A 22,393-nucleotide genomic window follows, 5' to 3' on the forward strand; every position below is an offset into this window, starting at 1 on the left:
GCGACGAACGTACAAGCCGCCCGGTAACGGCAAGGTTGCCCGCAGGTGACGTTGAGGCGATGCGACATGTGATGTCCATCAATCGCCCTTCCGCCCACGAGATTGATCGACCTGACAAAAGGGACGTGCCAATCAACGTTCCGGTTGCCAGCGTCGGGCGTGCCGTCGGGCCGGTCCCCGCGGAGCGCGCCGTCGGCAGACACACGGACAAGCGAAGGAAACCGAATGTCATTTCGTCTTCTCCGGCGCCTGGGCGCGTCACTGGCCGTACCCGCAATCGTCGTAGGCGCCGTCGCCGCTCACGGGCTTCCGGCCACCCACTCGGCGCAGAGCTCGGCCGGCGCCACGGCGGTCACGAGCCCTCTCGATCCCGCCCACACGGAACTGGCCGCCAGTTCGGACACCTGGCACCAGCTGATCTGGGACCTCGACGCAGGCGATCAGGGGTACCAGACACTGATCGGCCAGGTGCGGTCACTGGTCACCGCAACGGGCGGCCGGCGTGAGAACGTGGCTACCGTCAGCGGCAGGAACGCAGCCGTCGACGTCACCTCTCCGAACGCCCACCACGAGTTCCTCGACCTCCAGGTGCAGGGCGGCGGCCGGAGAACCCACCTGATCATTCGCCTCAGCGACCTGTACGTCATCGGCTACTTCTTCTACGAGCCCGGTGCGCCCGGCGCCGGAGGCACCAACGTCTACGTCCCCCTCGCCGACGACAGCCCGACGAACCTGCCGCCGGCGATTCTCCAACCCGGCACCAACGGTTTTACGAGATACCCCAACATGGTCGGGAAGGAGAACTACAACGATCTCGCCGGCCTCGCCGGCACCAACCTGGCCGACCTCCGGATAAGCCCGGCAAGCCTGCAGCAGTCCCTGTTCGCCCTGAGCGACCGTGGCCATCTCCGAAACAACAACCAGGGTGTCATCGCCCGCGGCCTGCTCCAGTTCATCGTCACTGTCAGTGAGGGCATCCGCAGCAGGCGGCTCGCGGGGAGCATGACGGGCATGCTCCAGAGCCACAGCACCATGACCCTCGGTGAGCCCAACCTGGAACTCATGCGCAAGTGGTCCGACATCAGCAACGTCCTGACCGGCGCTTCTACGTCTTCGTCGCCGCCGCCCCCGGTCACCACCAGGTACTGGGGCACGATCGACACCCCCGCCGCGGCCGCGGCACTCCTGCTGGTGGCACTCTTCAACAAGGCGTTCGGCAGCCCGCCCCACGACGAGCTCTGACCGACGGCACCCGCAGGGCTCCTGGAGCCGGCGGGGCGGATGAGGGAGGCGGGGTTCTGAAGCCCGGGGAATTGATTGCCCTGATCGGAGGGGCTGCCGATCAACTCTCCGGCTGCCAGTCTTTGATCTGTGCCGCTCATCCCCCCGAGGGGCACACAGCCGCCGGTGGACACCCCCCGTCCGCCGGCGGCTTCCGGCGTGGCCGTCAGCGCCCGACGTGGCTCACGAAGGCGACGTACGCCTCCGGCGAGAGGGTGAGGGTGCCGACGTCGGGGTTCTTGGAGTCGCGGACGGCGATGTGGGGGGTGAGGGGGGCGACCTCCACGCAGTCGCCGCCACTGCTGCTGCTGTACGACGACTTGCGCCAGACGGCGCCGCCGAGGGGGGCACACTCGACGCAGTCGCCGCCGCTGCTGCCGCTGTAGCTGGACTTACGCCACGTCGCGCTCCTCAGCTGCTGGCTGGTCTCCATAGCGCTCCTCCATCACGTGGGCGATCAGCTCTGCCGAGTCCCGTACCGAGAGCGCGGCAGCTCGCAGTTGATCGTAATGGAGCCAGCCCTCGCTGACACTGTCCGGATTGGCCGTCATGTGCCCCTGGATGAAGTCCTCGGTGTAGACGACGTCCGGGTCGTCGTCGAAGCGCAGGAGGTTGAAGGCGCCCGGCAGTCCCGGGTGTTCCCCCGCCGAGAACGGCAGCACCTGGATCTTCAGGCGCCGTTGGTCCCGGAAGCTCAACAGGTGCGCGAGTTGGCTTCGCATCACCTCCCGGCCGCCCATGGGCCGGTACAGCACCGCCTCGTCGAGCACCACCCACACCAGCGGCGGCTTCTCCTTCTGCACGATGCGCTGCCGTTCCATGCGGGCCGCGACCCGCTCGTCCAGGTTCTCCGGTTGGGGCGCGCCCAGCACCGCCCGCGCGTACTCCTCCGTCTGCAGAAGGCCGTACACCACCTGCGACTGATACGTGGAGATGTACGTCGCCTTCGCCTCCATCTCCGCGTACGGCTGAAACCACGTCGGCAGTTGGCTCCGCAGAACCAACCCCACCAGCCGCGAAAAGCAGCCGTCCGTCAGCAGCGCCGCATCCGCGCGCTCCGCGAACTCCCGCGTCGGCACCTTGTGGGCGGTCTCGATCTGGCCCACCAGGGAGCCGGTGCAGAAGATGCAGTCGCCCAGGTCCCCCTGGGACATCCCCGCCGACTCCCGGTAACGGCGCAGCTCGGAGCCGAAGTAGTCCAGCGGCGAGGCGGTGGGGTCGAGTTTGCGGATGTTGGGCATGCGGCGGTCACCCCCAGGTCAGAACGCGGCGCGGCGTTCATTTCGGTCTGTAGCCGAGCGTAATCACATGACTCCACGCTGGTGGCATGAATCACGTAACTGCCCGGCCGGAGGAAGGACTTGGCCCCCGGTACGGCGCCACCTTCCCCATCCTCGGCGAGCACTCCGCCCGGCACCTGCGCCGCATCCTCCGCCTGTACCTCGCCGCCTGGGGGATGGACGACCTGTACGACCCGGCGTCCCTCGCGCTCACCGAGCTGCTCGCCAATGTCGTACGCCACTGTCCCGACCGGCGTGCCGCGGTGCTGATCCTGCGACTGCCGGAGGGGCGGGGACTGCGCGTCGAGGTCACCGACGCGAGCCCGTACCCGCCGTTGTCCACAGCTGTGGACGAACTCGCGGACGGCGGGCGCGGAGTGGTGATCGTCGATGCCGTCACGGATCGGTGGGGGTGGGTTCCCTTGACCGACCGGCCCGGCAAGACCGTCTGGTTCGAGTGCGACACCAAGGCCGCGGGAGAACGTGAGGTGAACGACGAACGGCGCGAGAGGGACGGGTGTTGACGCCGCGAGGAACATCCCCCCGAAACGCCGAGGACGATTGATCGCCCTGAGCAAACCATGTCGCCGATCAATTCCGCGGTCTCCAGTCTCGGTCTCGTCCCGCCGGACTCCCGGCAGAACGAACCGAACCAAGCGAACTACTGGAGCACCCCACATGTCACAGACAGCCAAGCCCCGCCGACGGTCCCGTCTCGCCCAGGCCGCCGTCGTCCTGGGCAGCGCCGCCGCCCTGACCGTCGGCCTGACGGGCAGCGCGAGCGCCGGCGTCCTGAACCCGCTGCCGTGGAACGCGAGCACCTTCCAGAGCAAGTACATGCCGCGGTTCGACTACGACACGGACGGCTGCTTCCCCGCGGCGGCGGTGGACGCGGGCGGACACCTCAACGGCGGCCTCAAGAACAGCGGCTCGATCACCGGCCAGTGCCGGGACGGCCACCTCGGCAGAGCCAACACGTACTCGCAGTCCCTGTGCAGGAACGGCTGGTGTGCGTACGTCTACGCGCTCTACTTCGAGAAGGACCAGACGCTCAACGGCGCCGACGCCTTCGGGCACCGCCACGACTGGGAGTCCGTCGTGGTCTTCCAGAAGCAGGGCGAGGAGCGCCCCCGTTACCTGGCCGCCTCCCGGCACGGCGGCTACAGCACCCACCCGATCAACGAGGTGCCGATGGACGGCAACCACGTCAAGATCGTGTACCACAAGGACGGCGCGAGCACCCACGCCTTCCGCTTCGCCAAGTGGGGCGAGGACACGGAGGCCTGGGGCCCGGGCAACCAGTGGGACACCCCGGCCCTGGTCACCATGGAACAAATGGACAAGACGCCGCGCGACGCCCTGTGGAACTCCACGTGGGGCCGGGCCAACTTCCCGCTGACCAACAACCTGGTCAGCAACATCAACAAGGCCCGGCCGGGTGAGGTCCCCGCGTTCTGACGCACCCTCCGGACCGGCTGGCTGTCACCCGCTGCTGACCTGCAACTGCTCCAGCCGCTGATGGACGTTCTCCAGGGCGCCTCGCCGGCGCCCCGGCACCTTGCTCCTCAGCTCCGCGAGAGCGGACCCCAGTTCGCGCGCGAGCGCCGTGTCGCGGATCTGCCCCCACTGGTGGTGGGCGCGGTCAACCGCGTCCTCCACCGCGGGCGCGTCCGGGGCCTGCCCCGCGGTGAGCCGCGCCGAGGCGACCGACAGCCACGCCCGGCAACTGCGCACCGGATCCCCCGCCAGCATCGCCAGATCGGCCCGCACCTCACTCCAGTGCAGCCCCTCCGAAGAACCGGGCCCATACACCTGCACCGCCCTGAGCTCCTCCCGAGCGGCCAACTCATCGGCATCATCGTGCCGCCCGGCCTGGACGGCGGTGGTGATGGCGTCGTGGGGGTCGTCCCCACCCCGGACGGAGTTGGGTGACGGAGGCTGGGTGGAACTCGGCGCCGGGGATTGGGCGGGGCTCAGGGCCGGGGGCTCGGCAGCGTCGAGCGTCGGGGGCTGAGGGGAACTGGGCGCCGAGGGCTGGGCGGGGTCGAGGGCCGGGCTCCGCTTGGGGCCGGGCGGGACGGTCGGTTCGGGTGTCGGCGGGGTGCTCGGCAGGGGCGTCAGCACCAGGGTTGGTGGGTTGCTCGGCACGGGGGGAGGTGTGGGGCTCGGGGGGTTGCTCGGGGCGGGGGTGGGCGAGGCGCTCGTCGCGGGCGTCGGCGCAGGGTCCGGCGAAGCGCTCGTCGCGGGCGTCGGTGAGGGGGCCGGCACGGCAGTCGCCTCCAGCGTCGCCTCAGTCTCCGGAGCGGAGGCCGGCGCGGAGGTCGGCACGGCGGCCGTCGTGGGCATCGGCGCGGAGGCTCGTCCGTCGGCCGGTGCAGCAGTCGCCGCGGAGGCGGGTGCGGAGGTCGGCAAGGGAGTTGGCGCAGGGGCCAGTAGCCCGCCCGGTGCTGAAGCCGGTGTCGGTGGCTGCGTCGGGGTCTGGGCCGTCAGGATGATGTCCGTGCCCGGGCCGGAGTCCGGGGAGATGCGGGCCAGGGCATGTTGGTGCAGGTGGTCCAGTGGTGGGCGGTGGCCGCTGCGCAGGAGGGTCGCCACCGCCTTCATGTACGCGGGGCCCGCCACCGTACGGCGGCTCGGCGGTGGGGCGATACGGCCGTACACCGCGCTGTTGCGGCCGGAGTCGAGGGGGTTGGCGCACAGCCACTCCCAGGTCTCCGCGTCGGCGTGCAGATCGACGAGCAGGGACGTCGAGCCCGGTGCGCGCAGGCGCAGTTCCTCGCGGAACCAGTGCCAGGGGAACCCGGTGTAGCGGACCGTGGCCGGGGTGGAGCGGGCCAGTGCGAGGTGGGGCAGGTGCTGGCGGCGGTCCAGCTGCAGTTGGCCGGCGACGAACACCGTGAGCGGGCCGGGGGCGGTCGCGGCGGCCCGCAGGCGGGTCAGGACGGCCTGCGGCTCCAGCGGGTCGGCGAGTTCGACGACGTTCGCGGTGTCGGTGCCGGACAGCACGGCCGGCGGCACCGCGGCCAGGACCGGGAGCACGGACGCCGCGTCCACCAGACAGCCCTTGCCCGCCGGTGAGGCGGCGAGCAGCAGCACGGTTCCGGGCATCGGTCCCTCCCCATCCCCCGTCGATCACGTACGGCAGCACCGTAACCGCTGCTGGTGCAAAGGGGGGATCTCAAGCCTGCAAACGTCCGTTTCCGTCCCCATTCCCCGCATTCCCCACGCCACTTCTCCGCCGTACCGCGAACACCGTCGTGTCATCGGCCAGCCGCCCGCCGCAGTGCCGCAGCGTGCGCTCCCGCACGAACGCGACCAGCCGCGGGGGCCACCCGAGGTCGGGGTCGGCGGCGACGGCCTCGGCGAGGTCGGCGGCGAGCGGGTAGAAGTCGCCGGCGCCGTCCCGCGCCTCGGTCACCCCGTCCGTGGTCAGCAGCAGCGTCTCGCCGGGGCGCAGCGGCACGCGAAGGACGGGCGGCGGGCCGTCGGCGGGGGCGAGTTCGCCCATGCCGAGGGGCAGGCCGTGGTCGGGCGGCAGGGACCGCACCCCGCCGGACCCGACGACGAGCGGGCATTCATGGCCGAGGACGACGGCGTCCACCACGTCCCGGTCCCCGTCGGGGAAGCCGATCAGCACGGCGGTGGCGAACCGATCGCCGTCCTCCCTGCCGAGGGCCACCCGCATCCGGCAGTGCCGCCGCATCCGCTCCTCCAGCCGTGCGGCGACCGCCGCGAGGTCCGGTTCGTGGTAGCCGGCCTCGCGGAAGGTGCCGAGCAGCGCGGCCGCCGCCTCCACCGCGCCCAGCCCCTTGCCCTGGACGTCGCCGAGGATGACGCGGGTGCCGTACCGGCCGGACTGGATGTCGTAGAAGTCGCCGCCGACCCTCGCCTCGCTGTCGGCGGCGAGATAGACGGCCGCGTGCTCCAGGCCGCCCCAGCCCGGCGGCAGCGGGCGCAGCACGGTGCGGCGGATGGTGGCGGCGACGTCCTGCATGTGCAGCATGCGCCGCTCGCCGCGCACCCGGACCACGCAGGCCAGCGTGGCCAGCACTCCGCCGATGCCGGCGAGGACGAGGTCGGGCAGGCCGGCCTGGTACTCGTGCGGCAGCACGGCGTCCGCGCCGATGTAGGTGGCGGGCGCGAGCACCGCGAAGACGGCCGTGCCCCACACCCCGCAGATCGCGGCGGCGATACCGGGCACCAGCACGATCCAGGACAGGATCCGGAAGTCCTCGGTGGTCCTGAAGTCGACGAGCACGATGGCGACGAGCAGCAGCAGCGGCGGCACCCAGGCGAGGCTCCGGCCACGCACCCGCAGCAGCTCCGGCCGCTCCGCGTCACCCTGCAGCCCGGTCGCCCCGTCGCTGACCGCCCTCATGGCCCTCAGCGAAACACGGCGTTCGCCGCGCCGCATCCGGGTACCCGGGGTGTCGCGCCATCGCAACCGACACCCATCGCGAACCGACACCTACCGCGAACCGACACCTTCCGTCGACTTGCCAGCCGACCTCCCCAGGTGTGCCCTGGAGGGCGGGGGGCGAGGAGAGAGGAGTGCTCCCATGGCTCATGCGGCACCCGCGCCCGGCGGACGGGCTTCCGGGACGGGTACGGCCGGCAGGGGCGGCCTGCCCGATGTGTTCAGCGAGCGGACGCACCGCGTCGCGAGCGTGGCCGTACCGGTCGTCCTCGGGCTGGTCTACGGCTACTGGGCCGCGGCGAACCGGCGCTCCGGCGGTGAGATCACCGGCTGGAACCTGCTCTTCGGCTTTGTCACGGCGGCCGCGTTCATGGTGCTCTACGTCGCCGTGCGCTGGGTCGCCTCGCGCACGATCCGCGAGGTGCACGCGATCCTGTGGTCCGCCTTCGCGGGCTGCGCGTTCGGTTTCCTCTACGACCAGACCGACAAGTCCGTCCTGCGGTCCGCGATCATGGGGCTCGTGATCGGCGCCGCCGTCTTCGCAGTGCTGTTCTACCGGTACTACACGCACGAGGACGCCCAGGGCCGCCGTACCGCCTGAAGGAGCGCACGGTTCGGCCCCGGCCGCTCGCCGACACGGCGGCCGGGGCCGAACCGTTCCCCTTCATCCACCCACGAGACCCGGCCTCCTCACTCCTCCCGATCCATGAGACACCCGTTCGGGTGAACCCTCCACCGGAGAGCGACGCCGTGCCGCCGTCTGCAGGCACACCGCTGGCACCGCGGCCCCCGTGACCGTTGCCTGAACGGGTGCCCACACGTCTGCGGAACGCCCTGTCGGCAGCGCTGATCGCCCTGTCGTGCCTCCTCGTGCCGTTCGGCGTGCTCGCGGCCTGGGTGGTCCACGGGCTGTCCGACACCGGCAGATACGTCACGACGATGGCGCCGCTCGCCACCGATCCGGCGGTGCGGGGCGCGGTCGCGGACGCCGTGGAGGCCGGGATCATGCGCGTGGTCGACGACCGGCCGGCGGCGTCGCCCGGTACCGGCTCCGTACGCCCCTTCGTGGACGACGCGGTCCGCTCGTTCACCCGCACCGAGGCCTTCCGCACGGCGTGGGACACGGGCAACCGGGAGCTGCACGACGCCGTGCTGCGCGCCCTGCGGGACGAGCGCGAGCGCGCGGTCACCGTCGATCTCGCCCCGATCACCGCCCAGGTCAAACACCGCCTCGCCGCCGACCACGTCCCGTTCGCACACCGCATCCCGGTCACGCACGCCGAGGTCGACGTGCTCGCGGCCGATGAACTGGACCGGCTCAGAAAGGGCTACCACGTGCTAGAAGTCGCCGGATTCTGGCTGCCCGTCGCGGGCGCCGTGCTCGCCGTCACCGGTATCGCCATCGCCGCGTGCCGCCGCCGCGCGGTCATGGCGACCGCCCTGGGCACGGCGCTCGGGGGCGCGTTCCTGGCTCTGGCGGTGGTGATCGGCCGCCGGCTCACCCTGGCCGACCTGCCGGAGGCGGCCCACCGTCCGGCCGCGGGCGCGATCTACGACGCCCTGACGGCGACCCTGCGCACGGTGTCCTGGCTGCTGTTCGCCCTCGGTATGGCGGTGGCCCTGGTCTGCCGGGTCACGGAGCACTTCGCGCAACGCCGGCGAGCGTCCGGGGCGGCGCCCACCACTGACCCGACCCCCGAGCAGACCCGAGCCCGAGTCTGACGACAAACCCCGCGCACGGGTCCCCTCTCGACCCGACCACACCCTCCGTTCACGGCCCGCCACACCCTCCGCCCGCGCGCCCGACCACACCCTCCGCCCGCGCGCCCGATCACAGAACACGTGGCGCAACGCCGGCGAGCGTCCGCAGCGCGCCCCGCAGATCCGGCTCGGGAGCAGACGCGAGTCCGAGTCTGACCGCGTCCGGCGTGCGGTTCGGGTCGACGGCGAAGGCGGGACCGGGCGTCACCGCGATGCCGTGCGCGGCCGCGGCGGCCGTGAAGGTGTCCGCCCGCCATGGCGCGGGCAGCTCCCACCAGGCGAAATAGGCGCGCGGGTCGGACCGTACGGCGAACCCCCGCAGTTCCTCGGCCACCACCCGCTGCCGCCCCGCCGCATCGGCTCTCTTCTCCTCGACCAGCCGCTCCACCACCCCCTCCCCGATCCACCGCACCGCGGCCTGAACCGCGAACCGCCCCGCACTCCACCCACCGGACCGCACGGCCCCCGCCACCGCCTCGGCCCGCCCTTCCGGCACGACGACGAACCCCACGGTCAGCCCGGGCGCGACCCGCTTGGAGAGACCGTCGACGACGTGGACGAGCCCGGGCGCGTGGACGGCGAGGGGGTCGTCGTCGGTGAGGAACGACCAGATGCGGTCCTCCACGACGGGGATGTTCAGATCGAGCACCGCGCGCGCGAGCCCGCGCCGCCGCTCGGGAGGGGTCGTCACCGAGGTCGGGTTGTGCAGGGTCGGCTGGAGGTACAGCGCGGCCAGCGGAGCGGTGCGGTGGGCAGCGGCGACGGACTCCGCGAGCGGGCCCTCCTCGTCCGTGGCCAGCGGCACCAGCGTGATGCCGAGCCGGGCGGCGATCTCCTTGACCACGGGATACGTCAGCGCCTCGACGCCGACCCGGCCGCCGGGCCGGACCAAGGAGGCGAGGGTGGCGGCGACGGCTTGGCGGGCGTTGCCGGTGAACAGCAGCCGGTCGGGGTCGGGCCGCCAGCCCCGGGTGGCGAGCAGTCCGGCCACCGCCCGGCGGGCCTCGGGCGTGCCGGTGGCGGGGACCGGGCGCAGGGCGTCGGCGAGAACGTCGGGGCGCAGGAGCGGCGCGAGGCCGGGCGCGAGAAGCTCCGGCTCACCCGGCGCCGACGGGTAGTTGAGCTCCAGGTTGACCGGCACGGCGGTCGCCGCCTCGACGAGCGCACGCCCGCTTCCCTCCGGAGCGGCCCGCACGAAGGTCCCGCGACCGACCTCCCCGACCACCAGCCCCCGCCGCACGAGCTCGGCGTACACCCGCCCCGCCGTGGACCCGGCGATCCCACGCCGCCGCGCGAACGCCCGCTGCGGAGGCAGCCGTTGGCCCGGCTTGAGCCGCCCGGCGGCGATGTCGTCGGCGATGCGATCAGCAATCCGCCGAAAGTCACTCACAAGCCCGCCCTCCCACAGTCCTCCCGAGATTGCACCGAGGGCAAAGATCCTATTGCACCGAGGAGCTGAGCGGATCTAGGGTCGTCGACATGAGCCCCTTCCTCGCATACGAGGACAAAGGCGCCGATCTCGGCGCTGATCTCCCCTCCGTCCCCCTCGTCCTCGTCCACGGCCACCCCTTCGACCACACGATGTGGACCCCGCAGATCGAGAAGTTCTCCACCACCCGCCGGGTCGTCGCCCCCGACCTGCGCGGCTACGGCGCCTCCCCGGTCGTCCCCGGCATCACCCCGCTGGCCGCCTTCGCCGAGGACATCGAAACCCTGCTGGACGACCTCGGGCTGGAGACCTTCGTACTGGCGGGCCTGTCGATGGGCGGCCAGATCGTCATGGAGTGCTACGCCCGCTTCCCCGACCGCGTCCGCGGCCTGGTCCTCGCCGACACCTTCCCGGCGGCGGAGACGGACGACGGCAGGCGGACGCGGAACGCCATGGCGGACCGGCTGCTGCGCGAGGGCATGCGCGGATACGCCGACGAGGTGCTGGAGAAGATGGTCGCGCCGTACGCCGCCGCCGAGGTCAAGGCCCACGTCCACCGCATGATGACGGCGACCCCGCCCGAGGGCGCCGCGGCGGCCCTGCGCGGCCGCGCCGAACGCCCCGACTACCGCGACCTGCTGACCCGCGTCACCGTCCCCGCCCTGGTCGTCGTGGGCGCCGACGACACCTACACCCCCGTCCCGGACGCGGAGGCGATGCACGCGGCGCTGCCGGACTCGACACTCCGGGTGATCGAGCGCGCGGCACACATGCCGAACCTGGAGCGGGCGGGGGAGTTCAACGAGGCGCTGGGGGAGTTCCTGGCGAAGGTCCACGACTAGTGGGTGGTCGGCCCAGCCGTGGCTTTCGGGAAGCAGGTCAGTGACGAGGACGGTCCGAATGTGATCGCCTTCGCCGGACCTGACGGCACGGGATGGCCCGAAGAGGCGACGCGTGGTTGCCGAGCCCGCTGATGTGTGGCACAGCCGAGACACGGGGCGGAGCGGTGTTCCAGGAAGCGGTCAGGCGCAGCCGCTGTGTGTGGTGCATGGGCAGTGTGTCGGGTGATGCGGGCCGTGAAGCACACGTTGAACTGTGTCCCGACCAGTCCTGTGATCTCCACATCGAGGCCGGTCTCTTCCTTGACCTCTCGTACAGCCGTCCCGGGCAGCGAGTCGCCAAGGTCCATCCCCCCGCCCGGCAGAGCCCACAGGTCGTTGTCCCTGCGGCGCTGCAGGAGGGTCCGCCCCTTGTCGTCCGACTCACCCTCGCACAGCTCGGCCGGCCGCCCGCCACTTCACCCGAGGCCGCGATTGGGCCCGTTTGAGAGGGTCAGCGCCCCTTCGCCGGAGCACGGGCCGCGAGTACCGGGATGGAAGCGATCTTCTGTGCGTCCAGATGTTCCCAGACCAGTCCGGCCGGGCGGTGCGGTGACCGGCAGGAGATGACCTCGTCGGGTGTGACGATCAGGTCCACCCCGAAGTCGTGATCGGTTGCCGGGAGATCCTCGTCCAGCACCTGAAGTGAGTGGACCGTGGACACGACCACCGTGCGGTCGCTGATCAGCCCGGCCTCCATCAGGAACGCGAACTCAAGATCCGAATACCCCGCTCCCTTGCCGATGCGCACCCCCGCCCGATTTACCGCGACGCTCCCGACGACCACCAAGTCGACGGGCTGGAGATCGACAACGTCGACTCGTGGGGCCACAGTTGCCGCAACCTTGCTGGATGCCGCCTCCTGCGGTGGGACGGACAGCGCGGCGGGGTCGAGGAGGTAGAAGGGGCGGGGGTCGGCGAGTTTCGGCACCGCCATGAAGACCGTTTTCCCCTCGGCGAGAGCGCGAGCGCGCACGGGCAGTTGGGCTTTGTCCGGTACGGCCTTGATGACGGACGCGTTGCGCCAGCCAATCAGCTCGGCGAGTCGCCCTGCGGCGGTTTCGGAGCCCTTGAAGTTCGGGATACGGCCATGAGCCGTCGCGTCGAGAACGGCACCCGACGCGTCGAGCAGACCCCAGACCCTCTCGCGTACGTGCTGCTTCTCCTGGTCCATCCGGGTATGCATGCGAGGCTCCTTCATGCCTTGGTCATGCCGCTTCCATCAACGCCATCAGCCGGTCCTGTGCGTCCTGCACGGCAGGTTCGTTCCGCCATGGGCGCATCTCTCGGGCGGCCCGGAAGACGATGTTCATCCCACCGCCTCCGCGCGTGCCATGCAGTTCGCTTACAGCGTCGGTGAACGCGACGAGTGCGGCGTCCAGGTCATCGCCCCGGAGGCGAGCCAGAGTGAGGTTGCCGAGGACGATCGCCCGGGACTTGCTGCGGTCATGTAGTGCGGCGGCGGTGCCGGCCAAGAGTCCTTCGGCTTTGCGGTATTCGCCGAGCGAGAGGTAGCAGGAGCCGGCCAGGCGGCCGAAGTGAGTGGGGGAGAACAGCTCATGGGCCGCGTCCGCTCCGTGAGCCTGGCTCAGGTGCCTTTCGGCAATTGTCAGAGCGCGTTCGCACTCACCTGCTTCGCCCAGGTAGGCGTGTGCCTCAGCGGCGTGCAACGTGGCGAGCCCCGTAATGACGTGGCTGGTGCAGCGGGCCGTACGGGCTGCCTGGAGTGCCAGGTCCAAGCCTCCTCGGTAGTCGTTGGCGCCGTAGAGTGCCACATAGCAGGTTCGTAAGAGGGCGTGCCCTTCCGTATTCGGGTCGCCCAGATGGCGAGCCACTTCGACACTCTGCGCGTAGTACGAGCGGGCCGTGGTGTGGTCTCGGCGCTGAGACGCATCCCAGACGAGCTGTCCCATGAAGGTCGCCGCATCCGCCTGAAGCATGCGCATCTCACGCTGAACGCGCCCAGGGGGAGCTTCGCCGGCGAGGAAGGTAACCCGGCTCGCGTGATCGGCGGCACGCGCCAGCAACGTCGCGGAGGGCACACGGTCGTAACACTCGCCCAGGGAGTCCATGCCGTTGCGGAGTTCAGCGACCGTCGAGAGATCCACGCGGGACGGGTGGCGCATGGCGTACTCCGTGCGCTCGGTGCGAGGCCGCTCGTCGATGGACGAGATCACCAGGAGTTCGGCCAAGTCCTCCGCACTGACTTGCAGCGCTTGCGCCAGCCGCGGCCGAATCCACGGCTGGGGCGCCACCTTCCCCGACTCCCAGCGCACAACGGTGGAGCGTTCCACCCCCAGTACCTCTGCAAGGCTCTCCTGCGTGAGGCCCACCGCCCGGCGGCGGCGAACGAGGCCGTGACGTTTCAGAGCCATGGAGCGATCTCCTCGCGTCGTACGTCACGTTTTCCGGAGGCGGAATGCCCAGGTCATGCCCGATGATGCGTCATGGATGCCACATCCACGCCTCAATTCTGCTCTGGTTCGCGGCGGCAGGCAGCGGTTCCGTAGATCTGCACCGACCGACTGACAGACGTCAAACCCCGGCGAGGTGGGCTGACCTCCCGGGGCACGGCCGATCTGAACGGAGCAGACCGACATGCGCGACCTTATCCGTCCCCTCGCCGAATGGTTGAGGCTCCTGCTCGCCCCTGGCACCGGCAAGCGCCGCGCGGGCGTGCAATCCGCTGCTTGGTGCCCGATCTCGCCTCATTCCACCGCCGTTCCTGACCCCGCGTGCCTCTCCCTCCCCCTCCACCGCTCCCCCTACGGTCTTCACCTGCCCCTCGACGGCGCCGAATGCCGCCTCGTACGCCCCTACCTCACCGACCACGAACAGGAATGCGCCCGTCGGCGCCGCCACCTCGCGCTCGTGCCCGCCGCCGACACCATGGCCGACCTCGACCGGCACCTGATCGGGGCGAAGGAGGTGACTGCCTGATGGAACGTGCCTCGGAATCCACCACCACACTTCGCCTCCTCCCGTGGACATCCCCGGAGAGCAAGCCGTGCTTCCTCGCCACGGACAGTGAGGGCGGATATCTGTCGCGCCTTGCCGACCGCATGGAAGCCGTGCAACTGGCCACGGCCGCTGACGTACTCGCCTGCGCCCGCAAGGTGCTGGACGACCCCATGTCCCCGCACACCGAAGTGCGCTACGCCGGGATCCGGCTCGCCGAGTGCTTGAGCGATGCGCTGCGCGTCGCCGAGTCGCGCGGCCTGCGTCTTTCCGATGACACCGGGTCGGGAGGAGCACGGTGAGCGCACGCGCCGTGTATCGCTACGTTCCACACACCGTCCGGCACGATCCGGAAGGCGGGATGACCTATGAGATCCGCTGCGAGGCACCGGGATGTGCGGCGGAATCGGGGCGGCGGGATGCGTATGAGGCGCCCAGGACTGGGACCTGCGGCACGCGGGATGCACAAGGCACACCCTCTTTCACCGTGTCGTGACCGACCACGCCTGCAAGCCCCGTCCACACCGACGGCAGAAGGGAAGAAATACGACGTGTCGAGCAGTCCCACGCCACGTGACTCGCCCGCCTCGTTAGATAGGGGGCCACGACGAGCATCCCGCCCGCCGCACGGGTCCCACGAGTGGAGACGAAGTCTTGAGTACGACACTGATCACCGATCACCCCGCATGGATCACCGACACCAACGGGCAGACCGCGCGGGTCGTTCGCCATGACGGCGCCGTCTGGTTCGCTGAATGGACCGGTGACGCGCTCGACCTGCGCCCCGTCGACACAGCGGACAACGCCGCGCCGCCGCTGTCCCGTACGCCCTCGGCCCAACTCCCGCACGGGAAGGCACCGGAACCGTTCCTCCGCCCTCTCGTGGCCCTCGGCACGGTCGTCCGCCTCACCAATCCGTCCCTCTGGGACGCCATCACCACGGCCATCCTGCGCCAGGTCGTACGCGCCGCACAGGCGCGCAAGGTCTACCGGCATTGGTGCACGGAGCACGGCCGGACCGTGGACACTCCGGCCGGACCGATGGCCGTGGTCCCCGACCCGCAGACCGTCTTGCGCCTCCCGGACGAGGCGTTCGCGGAAGCCGGCGCGAAGTTCCACCGGACGGCCCTGCAAGCCGCCGCCACCGCCTACCAGGGCAACCACGAGCGGTGGGCTGCCATGAGCCCCGATGAACTCGTCAAGGCACTCGACGAGGTACCACGCATCGGCCCATGGACGGCATCGGCCGCTGTCGCCGACTACACCGGCGATTTCTCGGTCTACCCACACGGAGACCTCGCGGTCCGCACCTGGGCACGCGCCGCGACCCCCGCCGTGATCCTGCCCGACGACGAGCGCGGATTCGAAGCCCGATGGCGCCGATGGGCGCCGGACCGCCCACAGCTCCACGCCCTGACTCTGTTCACTCTCACCTGGGGGAGCCATGCCCGCACTCAGCATGACGGAGGTACCACCCCGCACCACCCCTGACCTCATCAACGGCGCGGACACCTCCCGCGCCCTCGATGCGCTGTTCGTCAACGCGCCCCTACGCGACTACGACCAGCGTCCCCGCGTCAACGACTACACGTTGCCCGTCCTCGGCATGGCGTACATCGCCACATACGCCACACAGGAGGGGTTCAACGTCGGTGTACTCGACGCAGAAGCGCATGGCCTCGGACTGGCGCAGACCATCGCCACCGTCAACGAGGCGAAACCCCGGTGGGTCGGCATGAACCTCCTTGCCCCCACGTACGAGCTGTCAGCGTGCATCGCGGCCGGACTCGACGAGGACATCCGCCTCATGGTCGGTGGACACCACGCGAAGGCCATGCCCACCACGGTGCTCGCCGACCCCCGCATGAAGCGACTGCACGCGATGATTCTGGGGGAGGGCGAAACCCGTGTGGCCGCGCTCCTCGACGACGAGCGGCGCCGCGCTGAACTGCCCGGCGTGATGTGGCGGGATCACCGACTCGGCACCAACGGCATCGGTCTCGCCCACGGCAAGAATGCTCACCAGTGGACGGCCCCGGACATCGACGCCCTGCCGCTCGTGGACCGCGAGTTCCTGCCACAGGACCCGTACCGCGCCGACGACGGCCGGACCGAAGCGAACATCGTCGGCTCGCGCGGCTGTCCGTACGACTGTGGGTTCTGCGGCGCTGCCGTCTCCGCCAACCCGGACATCAAGATCCGTACCCGCTCACCGGAAGGGATCATCGAAGAACTCGAGCGACTGCACGCCGACCACGGCGTTAGTGCGTTCCGATTCGTGGATGACCTCTTCCTCGGCGCGGACCGGATCATCCGCGACTCGATGGCGGCATTCACCGCCCACCGCATCGGCGAGCGGTACGTCTGGGACGCCACGGGCCGCATCAACGTCCTGCACCGCGCCGACGACGCCCTGTTGGACACCCTCGCCACGAACGGGCTTCGCGAAGTCGCGTTGGGCATCGAGTCAGGCAGTGACCGCGTGCTCAAGGCCATGGACAAGCGCATCACGGCCGATATGACAGCGTCCGTAGCGCGTCGCCTCATGGCTCGCGGCATCAATGTGAAGGGGTATTTCATCCTCGGGTACCCCGACGAGCACCGCGACGACCTCGCCGCGACCGTCGCGCACATCCACAGTCTGTGGACATTGTCCGACCGCTTACCGGGCGCCTTCCGCGCCTCCGTGTTCGAGTTCCGGCCCTACCCGGGTACGCCGATCTGGTCCCGCCTCGTCGAAACCGGCCACGACCCCGTGCAGATGCTCGCGTACGGGGACGTGGACCTCACCGAGCACGGCGCCGACGAGGCCATGCGAGGACGCGACGAATTCAACTTCTCCGTGGGCATTCAGTTCGCCGAGACCCCGCTGACCGAGATCCGCGAGCACCTGGCCGCTCTCTCCCGCGAACAGCACGAGCGCAACGAAGGAGGCATGGCCGCATGACACAGCACCGCGGAACCTTCGTCACCGTGGACGGCCCCGGAGGCGTCGGCAAGTCCACCCTCGTAACCGCGCTCGCCGACTTGCTGCGCGGCCACGGTCACCGGGTGCACTCCACACGCGAGCCGTCCACCCGCCCCATCGGCGCGTTCACCCGCACCCACGCCGATGAGATCAGCGGACACGCCCTCGCCTGCCTCGTCGCAGCCGACCGGTACGACCACCTCGTCCACGAGATACGGCCCCAGCTCGCTGCCGGCCGCACGGTCGTCTGTGACCGCTACCTCGCGTCTACCCTCGTCGTGCAACGCCTCGACGACGTACCGGAACCCTTCCTCCTGGCGCTCAACAACGACGTCACGCTTCCCGACCTCGCGGTCATCCTCACCGCCGAGCCACACGTGGTCGCCGAACGGCTCACGAAACGCGGAGCACACCACCGCTTCGAACGTGACCCCGGCATCCCCGCCCGCGAACTCGCCCTGTACGAGCAGGCAGCCCGGACGCTGCGCGGCATGGACGTGCCTGTCCTCGTCCTCGACACCGGGAACACCACACCATCGGAGGCAGCCGCACAGATCGCCTCATCCCTCGCCCGCCGCCCCGGTAGCGTCGGCCCCAGTGACCCCGACCCGCTCACGGTGGCCCAATGACAATCCTCGACACACACGTGATCCTGCGCAGCGGTGACAAGATCCTCATGTCCCAGCGCGGCGGCCCCTACGGCAACGGCCGATGGCATGTCCCGTCCGGGAAGCTCGACCCCGACGAGCCACTGACCGACGGCGCCGCGCGTGAACTCCTCGAAGAGACCGGCGTCTCCGTAGACCCCGCGCACCTGCGCATGGTCCACGTCGTCCACCACCGCCAGGCGGAAGGCGACCGCATCGGCTTCTTCTTCCTGGCCACCGAGTGGACCGGCGAACCCGTCAACCGCGAGCCCGACAAGTGCCTCGACCTGCGGTGGTTCGACGCTCACGACCTCCCGGACGACATCATCGAATACCCCGCCGCAGGGCTGCGTGGCTACCTCGCCGGCACCGGCACGCTCACCCTGCACGACTGGTAACGCGCCCCCACCCCAGGCGACCCACCCAGGAACGGGGACAGCATGACCCCGCGCCGCCGAAGACCAACGCATCCGATCACTGCCCAAAGGCGAGCAGCCACCCGACCACCTCGACCAGTGGCGAGCCATGGACGCCGACAACACCGCCGCGCTCCGGCGCATCGTCGACGCCCACGGCCGGCCCGGACACGCCCTCGTCGGCACAGAAGCCGCGAACGCCGCGTGGCTACTCGCCCAGCACGCGGACGCGGACCCCGCATTCCAACACCGCGCCCTCGAACTCCGCGCCGCCGCCGGCCTCGAACCGCAAGCCGAGTACGAAGCCCGGGAGACCATGAGCAGAACCGGGCGATCGCCACCCCCTGGACGGTTCCCACTGGGTGACCGGCGCCCCATCGTCGGCGCGCCCCCGGGACCCGTCCCGTCCCGCGCAACCTTCGTCCCACGGCTCCCGTCTTTGAGCGAGAATTCGGGCATCCCACCCGCGAGTGGAAGGTCGGGACTTGGAGACTGCGGCTGCCGAGTGGACGGTGCCACCGGGTGGTATGCGCGGACGGCGGGCCGGGCGGTTCGGGGTCTGGGTCGTCGGTCTGGTGTTGGTGGTCGTCAGCGTGGGTGTCGGCTGCCGGGTCGCCGATGTCGACGGGGTCACCCCGGTTCCGCAGCTGCTGGCGTTTCTGCCGTGGCTGCTCGCGCCCGCCGGCTTCGGGCTGTTGTTCGCCGTGCTCTCGCGCTGGTGGTTCGGTGTCGTGTGGGCGCTCGCGCTGCTCGGGCTGCTGGCCTGGTTCATCGAGCCGTACGGCAAGAGCAGCCGGCCGGGCGGGACGCCGCTGGCCTCGTTCCGGGTGGTGACCTCGAACGTCGAGTTCGGGCACGCGACCGACGCCCTCGTCGCCGCCGTCCGCCGCGAGCGGCCCGACATCGTGTTCGTGCAGGAGTGCGAGTACACCTGCGACGGCAAGCTCAAAGAGGCCCTCGGCGCCGAGTATCCGCACCGGGCGGCACAGGTGGCCGGCGGCTCGGAGGGGTCGGTCGTGCTCAGCCGCTTCCCACTCGACCCCGCCGACGGCGTCGCCGGCACCATGGCCATGCCCGGCGCCGTCGCCGACGTACGCGGGCACGCCGTACGGCTGCAGCTCGCGCATCCCATGCCGCCGCTGCCCGGCCGGACCGACCTTTGGCGGCGGGAGCTGGGTGAGCTGCGGGACCTCGCCGCCGAGGACCGGCGCACACCCCTCGTCCTCGCCGGGGACTTCAACGCCTCCCAGGACCACGCCGCCTTCCGCCGCATCCTGGACACCGGTCTGCACGACGCCGCCCGGCTCGCCGGACACGACCGCGCACCGAGCTGGCCGGCCCGGACGGCACCGGCGTTCGGCGTGCAGATCGACCACGTGCTGCTGTCCGCCGACTTCTCGGTCCGCGCCGCCCGCTTCCTCGACCTGGCCGACACCGACCACCGCGCACTTGTCACCGACCTCACGCTTCACCAGCGACGATGAGCTGAGCAGGTGAACAAGGGTGCTCATAATGGGGCTCATGCCCCGCGAGCTCCCCATCGGCCTCACACCCCCCGACTGGCTCGTGCGGAACCTGCGGGCCCAGCCGGCCCCCGTCAACCGGCCGGCCGTGGTCCGCGCCGCCATCGCGCTGGCCCTGCCCCTGGCCATCGGCCTCGCGTTCGGCCGCCCCTCCTACGGCGCCCTCGCCTCCATGGGCGCCCTCAACGGCGTCATCAGCGACACCGCCGCCGCCTACCGCGTCCGTATCCCCACCATCGCCCTCCCGCAGCTCTTCGGCGCCGTCGGCGTCACCCTCGGCGCCCTGGTCCACGGCCACGGCTGGGTCGCCGTCGCCGCCGTCACCGGCGTCGCGCTGGTCTCCGGGATGATCTCGACGATCGGCGCGGTCGCCTCCGCGTCGGGCCTGGTGCTGCTGCTGACCTGCGTGGTCGGCGCGGGTCTGCCGATGCCGGGCGAGTGGTGGCTGGCGCCGCTGCTGCTGTCCGGCGGCGGACTGCTCGTCCTGGTGCTGGCGCTGCTGGCCTGGCCGCTGAGGTCGGGGGTGCCGGAGCGGGCGGCGGTCGCCGACACCTACCGGACGGTCGCCGACCTGCTGACGGCCGTCGGCGGCGGCGCCCAGGCGTACGACGACGCCCGGCACGCCGTCACCCAGTCCCTGAACCAGTCGTACGACACCGTCCTCGCCCACCGCGCGACCCACCACGGCCGCAGCCCCGAACTGGCCCGTCTGGTGGCCCAGTTGAACGCCATCACCCCGGTCGTCGAGGCCGCCCCCGCCGCCCACCTCACCGGCGCCCCGCTCCCGCCCGAGGTCCCGGAGGCGGTACGCCACCTCGCCTCCGCCGTCGAGACCGGCACCGGCCCGACAGTGCAGAAGCTCCCCGCCCCGACCACCGAGACCGCCCGCGCCGTCGACCACGCCCTGCGGCACGCCGCCGAGGTCGTCACCACCCCCGACGTCGACCCCCGCGGCATCGACGACCGCCTCGGCCGCCCCGCGGCCCTGAGCATCCGCACCGCCCGCGCCCTGCGGGGCGTCACCCTCTCCGCCGCCTCCTGGCGCTACGGCCTGCGCCTGGCCCTGTGCATCGGCCTGGCCCAGACCCTGGTGTCGATCGTCCCGGTCCCCCGCTCCTACTGGGTCGCCCTCACCATCACCTTCGTCCTCAAGCCCGACTTCGGCTCCGTCTTCTCCCGCGCCCTGCTGCGCGCCCTCGGCACGGTCGCCGGCCTGGTGGTCGCGGCGGCGGTGCTGTCGGAGGTGCCGCGCGGCTGGTGGGACGTACCGGCACTGCTGTTGCTCGCGCCGCTCGTCCCGGCGCTCACCCCGCGCGGGTACGGCTACCAGACGGCCGCCATCACCCCGGTGATCCTGCTCGTGTCGGACATCCTGAACCGCGAAGGCACCGGCCTGCTGCTGCCCCGGCTGGTCGACTCCCTCATGGGCTGCGCGATCGCCCTCGTCGCCGGGTATCTGCTGTGGCCGGAGAGCTGGCACACCCGCGTCGGCGACCGTCTCGCGGACGCCGTGGACGGCACCGCGCACTACGTCGAGAGCGCCTTCGGCCCGAACGCCGTGGACCCGCCGGCCCGCGCCCGCATGCGCCGCCGCCTCTACCGCGACCTCTCGGCCATCCGCACGGAGTTCCAGCGCGCCCTGACCGAACCCCCGCCCACCGGCCGCCGGGCGGCCGCGTGGTGGCCCCTGGTCGTGGCGGTGGAGCGGATCGTGGACGCGACGACCGCGGGACGGGTACGGGTGCGCCACGGCGCGGCCCCGCCGTCCGCCGCCGAGGTGACCCAGGTCGTACGTCAGCTGAGGGAGCTGGCGGAGGGCGTACGCAAGGCCGAGACTCCGTACGCGGTCCGCACCGACCTCACGGGCCCGGCCGAGAGCGTCCTGGAGCCGCTGCGGCAAGAGGTGGCCGCGGCGAGGGCGATCGCGTCCCCGCACTGAAACGCGCCCCACAGGCCGGCGCGGCCGCCCTGTGCAGGAGGGCGACCGCGCCATGTGGGGGGTGGGATCAGTGGTTGATCAGTGGTTGATCAGCGGTTGATCAGTGGTTGCTCTTGTGCAGCGCCTTGTCCATCGCCGCGGCGAACCCGTTGGCCCACAGCTGCTCGACCTTGGCCCGCTCATTGGCGTCCGGCTGCGCGTTCGTGCAGGACGGACCGGGACCGCCGCCCGACATCAGCTCGCTGCACGGCCCCTCGTAGTGGTCCGGCAGCCCGAGCACGTGCCCGGTCTCGTGCGCGGTGACGCGAGTCGAGTCGTACTCCTGGTTCTGCTGGTAGTCGAGGAAGATGTACCCGTTGCCGTGCCCGTCCGTGGAGGCGTACGAGCCACGCGGGTCGTTGCCCTCACGGTAGGTGAAGTCGGCGTTCGAGCCCTCCTGGAGCTTGACGTTGGACACCGCGCTGTTCCATATCTGGGTGCTGCGGGCTATCTGTTCGCTGAACTGCGGTGCGGCGGACGCGTCGTAGGTGACCGTGACGGCCGCGAGGCCCGGGTTCGCCGCGCGCTTCTCGGCGACCGACTTCAGCACGGCCTCGAAGAAGGCCCGGCTGGAGTCGGATTCGGCGGACTTGGCGACGTAGCCGGCCTGGACATGGGCCGGGGCCGCGGTCGCCGGGGCGACCGTGCCGAAGCCGAGGGCCGCGACACCGAGACCGACCGCCGTCAGCGAACGGGCGGACAGGGCAGAGGACATGCGCATCGATGACTCCTAGGTGGGGGGTGAGTCGTCAAGGCGAGTGTCGACGCCTGTGTGGCCGCTGTGATGATGGCAAACGGTGATAGCCCGGCCCTATCGGGGCCCCAATTCACAGGTATCAGGGGGGATTTGTGCCGCT

Annotated in this window: 23 protein-coding genes and 1 pseudogene; 15 read left to right on the forward strand and 9 right to left on the reverse strand. The window is 71.0% G+C overall.

What is annotated here, in order from left to right; all coding sequences use genetic code 11:
• Positions 1-225: 225 nt before the first annotated feature.
• Positions 226-1,242, forward strand: a complete 1,017-nt coding sequence (locus IM697_RS00470) for a ribosome-inactivating family protein (protein WP_194043591.1) — start codon at positions 226-228, stop codon at positions 1,240-1,242.
• A 205-nt stretch (positions 1,243-1,447) separates the two neighbouring features.
• On the opposite strand, the gene IM697_RS00475 is transcribed toward IM697_RS00470, so the two are convergent.
• Positions 1,448-1,714, reverse strand: coding sequence for a DUF397 domain-containing protein (locus IM697_RS00475; protein ID WP_194043592.1), 267 nt, complete (start codon positions 1,712-1,714; stop codon positions 1,448-1,450).
• Positions 1,674-2,522 carry a helix-turn-helix domain-containing protein gene (locus IM697_RS00480; protein WP_194043593.1) on the reverse strand — a complete coding sequence of 283 codons (849 nt, stop codon included), beginning with the start codon at positions 2,520-2,522 and terminating at the stop codon, positions 1,674-1,676. The genes IM697_RS00475 and IM697_RS00480 overlap by 41 nt, the downstream gene beginning before the upstream one ends.
• 86 nt (positions 2,523-2,608) lie before the next feature.
• Here IM697_RS00480 and IM697_RS00485 point away from each other — a divergent pair, with 86 nt between their 5' ends.
• Together IM697_RS00485 and IM697_RS00490 are read left to right on the forward strand one after the other, a co-directional pair.
• On the forward strand, positions 2,609-3,085 hold the full coding sequence (locus IM697_RS00485; protein WP_194043594.1) for an ATP-binding protein: 477 nt from the start codon (positions 2,609-2,611) through the stop codon (positions 3,083-3,085).
• A gap of 154 nt (positions 3,086-3,239) precedes the next feature.
• On the forward strand, positions 3,240-4,019 hold the full coding sequence (locus IM697_RS00490) for an NPP1 family protein (RefSeq protein ID WP_194043595.1): 780 nt from the start codon (positions 3,240-3,242) through the stop codon (positions 4,017-4,019).
• Between the two features lie 24 nt (positions 4,020-4,043).
• On the opposite strand, the gene IM697_RS00495 is transcribed toward IM697_RS00490, so the two are convergent.
• Positions 4,044-5,669 (reverse strand): hypothetical protein, encoded by a 1,626-nt coding sequence (locus IM697_RS00495; RefSeq protein WP_194043596.1) that lies wholly within the window; start codon positions 5,667-5,669, stop codon positions 4,044-4,046.
• A 70-nt stretch (positions 5,670-5,739) separates the two neighbouring features.
• Positions 5,740-6,939 carry a PP2C family protein-serine/threonine phosphatase gene (locus IM697_RS00500; RefSeq protein WP_194043598.1) on the reverse strand — a complete coding sequence of 400 codons (1,200 nt, stop codon included), beginning with the start codon at positions 6,937-6,939 and terminating at the stop codon, positions 5,740-5,742.
• Positions 6,940-7,120: 181 nt separating this feature from the next.
• On the opposite strand from IM697_RS00500, the gene IM697_RS00505 reads away from it, so the two are divergent.
• Positions 7,121-7,579 carry a transglutaminaseTgpA domain-containing protein gene (locus tag IM697_RS00505; RefSeq protein ID WP_194043600.1) on the forward strand — a complete coding sequence of 153 codons (459 nt, stop codon included), beginning with the start codon at positions 7,121-7,123 and terminating at the stop codon, positions 7,577-7,579.
• A gap of 209 nt (positions 7,580-7,788) precedes the next feature.
• Entirely contained in the window at positions 7,789-8,700 is a 912-nt protein-coding gene (locus tag IM697_RS00510) for a hypothetical protein (RefSeq protein ID WP_194043603.1), read from the forward strand.
• Between the two features lie 109 nt (positions 8,701-8,809).
• On the opposite strand, the gene IM697_RS00515 is transcribed toward IM697_RS00510, so the two are convergent.
• Entirely contained in the window at positions 8,810-10,129 is a 1,320-nt protein-coding gene (locus IM697_RS00515) for an aminotransferase-like domain-containing protein (RefSeq protein WP_194043605.1), read from the reverse strand.
• 89 nt (positions 10,130-10,218) lie between these two features.
• Here IM697_RS00515 and IM697_RS00520 point away from each other — a divergent pair, with 89 nt between their 5' ends.
• A complete protein-coding gene (locus IM697_RS00520) occupies positions 10,219-11,010 on the forward strand; it encodes an alpha/beta fold hydrolase (protein ID WP_194043607.1) in 792 nt (263 codons plus the stop codon).
• Positions 11,011-11,153: 143 nt separating this feature from the next.
• On the opposite strand, the pseudogene IM697_RS00525 reads toward IM697_RS00520, so the two are convergent.
• The 3 genes and pseudogenes from IM697_RS00525 to IM697_RS00535 all read right to left on the reverse strand — a co-directional run.
• A pseudogene (locus IM697_RS00525) lies at positions 11,154-11,429 on the reverse strand (NUDIX domain-containing protein); the annotation flags it as partial.
• A gap of 71 nt (positions 11,430-11,500) precedes the next feature.
• Positions 11,501-12,232 (reverse strand): 5-formyltetrahydrofolate cyclo-ligase, encoded by a 732-nt coding sequence (locus tag IM697_RS00530; RefSeq protein ID WP_194043609.1) that lies wholly within the window; start codon positions 12,230-12,232, stop codon positions 11,501-11,503.
• A 22-nt stretch (positions 12,233-12,254) separates the two neighbouring features.
• Positions 12,255-13,421, reverse strand: coding sequence for a helix-turn-helix transcriptional regulator (locus IM697_RS00535; protein ID WP_194043611.1), 1,167 nt, complete (start codon positions 13,419-13,421; stop codon positions 12,255-12,257).
• Between the two features lie 223 nt (positions 13,422-13,644).
• Here IM697_RS00535 and IM697_RS00540 point away from each other — a divergent pair, with 223 nt between their 5' ends.
• The 9 genes from IM697_RS00540 (at position 13,645) to IM697_RS00575 (ending at position 21,497) form a co-directional block, all read left to right on the forward strand.
• The gene (locus IM697_RS00540; protein WP_194043613.1) at positions 13,645-13,986 is read left to right on the forward strand and encodes a hypothetical protein; all 342 of its coding nucleotides are present in this window, start codon (positions 13,645-13,647) and stop codon (positions 13,984-13,986) included.
• Positions 13,986-14,306: a hypothetical protein gene (locus IM697_RS00545; protein WP_194043615.1), complete on the forward strand. Its 321-nt coding sequence runs from the start codon at positions 13,986-13,988 to the stop codon at positions 14,304-14,306. Before IM697_RS00540 ends, IM697_RS00545 begins: the two co-directional genes overlap by 1 nt.
• Positions 14,307-14,317: 11 nt before the next feature.
• Entirely contained in the window at positions 14,318-14,500 is a 183-nt protein-coding gene (locus IM697_RS46075; protein WP_456115001.1) for a hypothetical protein, read from the forward strand.
• 158 nt (positions 14,501-14,658) lie between these two features.
• Positions 14,659-15,495: a DNA glycosylase family protein gene (locus tag IM697_RS00550; protein ID WP_194043617.1), complete on the forward strand. Its 837-nt coding sequence runs from the start codon at positions 14,659-14,661 to the stop codon at positions 15,493-15,495.
• Complete coding sequence (locus IM697_RS00555) at positions 15,449-16,951, forward strand: B12-binding domain-containing radical SAM protein (protein ID WP_228044450.1); 1,503 nt, start codon at positions 15,449-15,451, stop codon at positions 16,949-16,951. Before IM697_RS00550 ends, IM697_RS00555 begins: the two co-directional genes overlap by 47 nt.
• Complete coding sequence (gene tmk / locus IM697_RS00560; protein ID WP_194043619.1) at positions 16,948-17,601, forward strand: dTMP kinase; 654 nt, start codon at positions 16,948-16,950, stop codon at positions 17,599-17,601. Before IM697_RS00555 ends, tmk begins: the two co-directional genes overlap by 4 nt.
• Positions 17,598-18,017 (forward strand): NUDIX hydrolase, encoded by a 420-nt coding sequence (locus tag IM697_RS00565; protein ID WP_194043621.1) that lies wholly within the window; start codon positions 17,598-17,600, stop codon positions 18,015-18,017. The genes tmk and IM697_RS00565 overlap by 4 nt, the downstream gene beginning before the upstream one ends.
• Before the next feature lie 503 nt (positions 18,018-18,520).
• Positions 18,521-19,519: an endonuclease/exonuclease/phosphatase family protein gene (locus tag IM697_RS00570; protein WP_407699593.1), complete on the forward strand. Its 999-nt coding sequence runs from the start codon at positions 18,521-18,523 to the stop codon at positions 19,517-19,519.
• A gap of 37 nt (positions 19,520-19,556) precedes the next feature.
• Positions 19,557-21,497 (forward strand): FUSC family protein, encoded by a 1,941-nt coding sequence (locus IM697_RS00575; protein WP_194043624.1) that lies wholly within the window; start codon positions 19,557-19,559, stop codon positions 21,495-21,497.
• A gap of 100 nt (positions 21,498-21,597) precedes the next feature.
• On the opposite strand, the gene snpA is transcribed toward IM697_RS00575, so the two are convergent.
• Positions 21,598-22,257: a snapalysin gene (gene snpA, locus IM697_RS00580; protein WP_194043626.1), complete on the reverse strand. Its 660-nt coding sequence runs from the start codon at positions 22,255-22,257 to the stop codon at positions 21,598-21,600.
• Between the last annotated feature and the right edge of the window lie 136 nt (positions 22,258-22,393).

This window comes from Streptomyces ferrugineus (assembly GCF_015160855.1).
GTDB classification, from domain to species: domain Bacteria; phylum Actinomycetota; class Actinomycetes; order Streptomycetales; family Streptomycetaceae; genus Streptomyces; species Streptomyces ferrugineus.

What these genes read in the sequence shown, in the direction of transcription:
- IM697_RS00535 (WP_194043611.1), bottom strand. Translation starts at nt 13,421, where the DNA reads ATGGCTCTGAAACGTCACGGCCTCGTTCGCCGCCGCCGGGCGGTGGGC.
- tmk (WP_194043619.1), top strand. Translation starts at nt 16,948, where the DNA reads ATGACACAGCACCGCGGAACCTTCGTCACCGTGGACGGCCCCGGAGGC.
- IM697_RS00530 (WP_194043609.1), bottom strand. Translation starts at nt 12,232, where the DNA reads ATGCATACCCGGATGGACCAGGAGAAGCAGCACGTACGCGAGAGGGTC.
- IM697_RS00505 (WP_194043600.1), top strand. Translation starts at nt 7,121, where the DNA reads ATGGCTCATGCGGCACCCGCGCCCGGCGGACGGGCTTCCGGGACGGGT.
- snpA (WP_194043626.1), bottom strand. Translation starts at nt 22,257, where the DNA reads ATGCGCATGTCCTCTGCCCTGTCCGCCCGTTCGCTGACGGCGGTCGGT.
- IM697_RS00490 (WP_194043595.1), top strand. Translation starts at nt 3,240, where the DNA reads ATGTCACAGACAGCCAAGCCCCGCCGACGGTCCCGTCTCGCCCAGGCC.
- IM697_RS00485 (WP_194043594.1), top strand. Translation starts at nt 2,609, where the DNA reads ATGAATCACGTAACTGCCCGGCCGGAGGAAGGACTTGGCCCCCGGTAC.
- IM697_RS00520 (WP_194043607.1), top strand. Translation starts at nt 10,219, where the DNA reads ATGAGCCCCTTCCTCGCATACGAGGACAAAGGCGCCGATCTCGGCGCT.
- IM697_RS00575 (WP_194043624.1), top strand. Translation starts at nt 19,557, where the DNA reads ATGCCCCGCGAGCTCCCCATCGGCCTCACACCCCCCGACTGGCTCGTG.
- IM697_RS00555 (WP_228044450.1), top strand. Translation starts at nt 15,449, where the DNA reads ATGCCCGCACTCAGCATGACGGAGGTACCACCCCGCACCACCCCTGAC.
- IM697_RS00475 (WP_194043592.1), bottom strand. Translation starts at nt 1,714, where the DNA reads ATGGAGACCAGCCAGCAGCTGAGGAGCGCGACGTGGCGTAAGTCCAGC.
- IM697_RS00480 (WP_194043593.1), bottom strand. Translation starts at nt 2,522, where the DNA reads ATGCCCAACATCCGCAAACTCGACCCCACCGCCTCGCCGCTGGACTAC.
- IM697_RS00540 (WP_194043613.1), top strand. Translation starts at nt 13,645, where the DNA reads ATGCGCGACCTTATCCGTCCCCTCGCCGAATGGTTGAGGCTCCTGCTC.
- IM697_RS00545 (WP_194043615.1), top strand. Translation starts at nt 13,986, where the DNA reads ATGGAACGTGCCTCGGAATCCACCACCACACTTCGCCTCCTCCCGTGG.
- IM697_RS00470 (WP_194043591.1), top strand. Translation starts at nt 226, where the DNA reads ATGTCATTTCGTCTTCTCCGGCGCCTGGGCGCGTCACTGGCCGTACCC.
- IM697_RS00500 (WP_194043598.1), bottom strand. Translation starts at nt 6,939, where the DNA reads ATGAGGGCGGTCAGCGACGGGGCGACCGGGCTGCAGGGTGACGCGGAG.
- IM697_RS00495 (WP_194043596.1), bottom strand. Translation starts at nt 5,669, where the DNA reads ATGCCCGGAACCGTGCTGCTGCTCGCCGCCTCACCGGCGGGCAAGGGC.
- IM697_RS00565 (WP_194043621.1), top strand. Translation starts at nt 17,598, where the DNA reads ATGACAATCCTCGACACACACGTGATCCTGCGCAGCGGTGACAAGATC.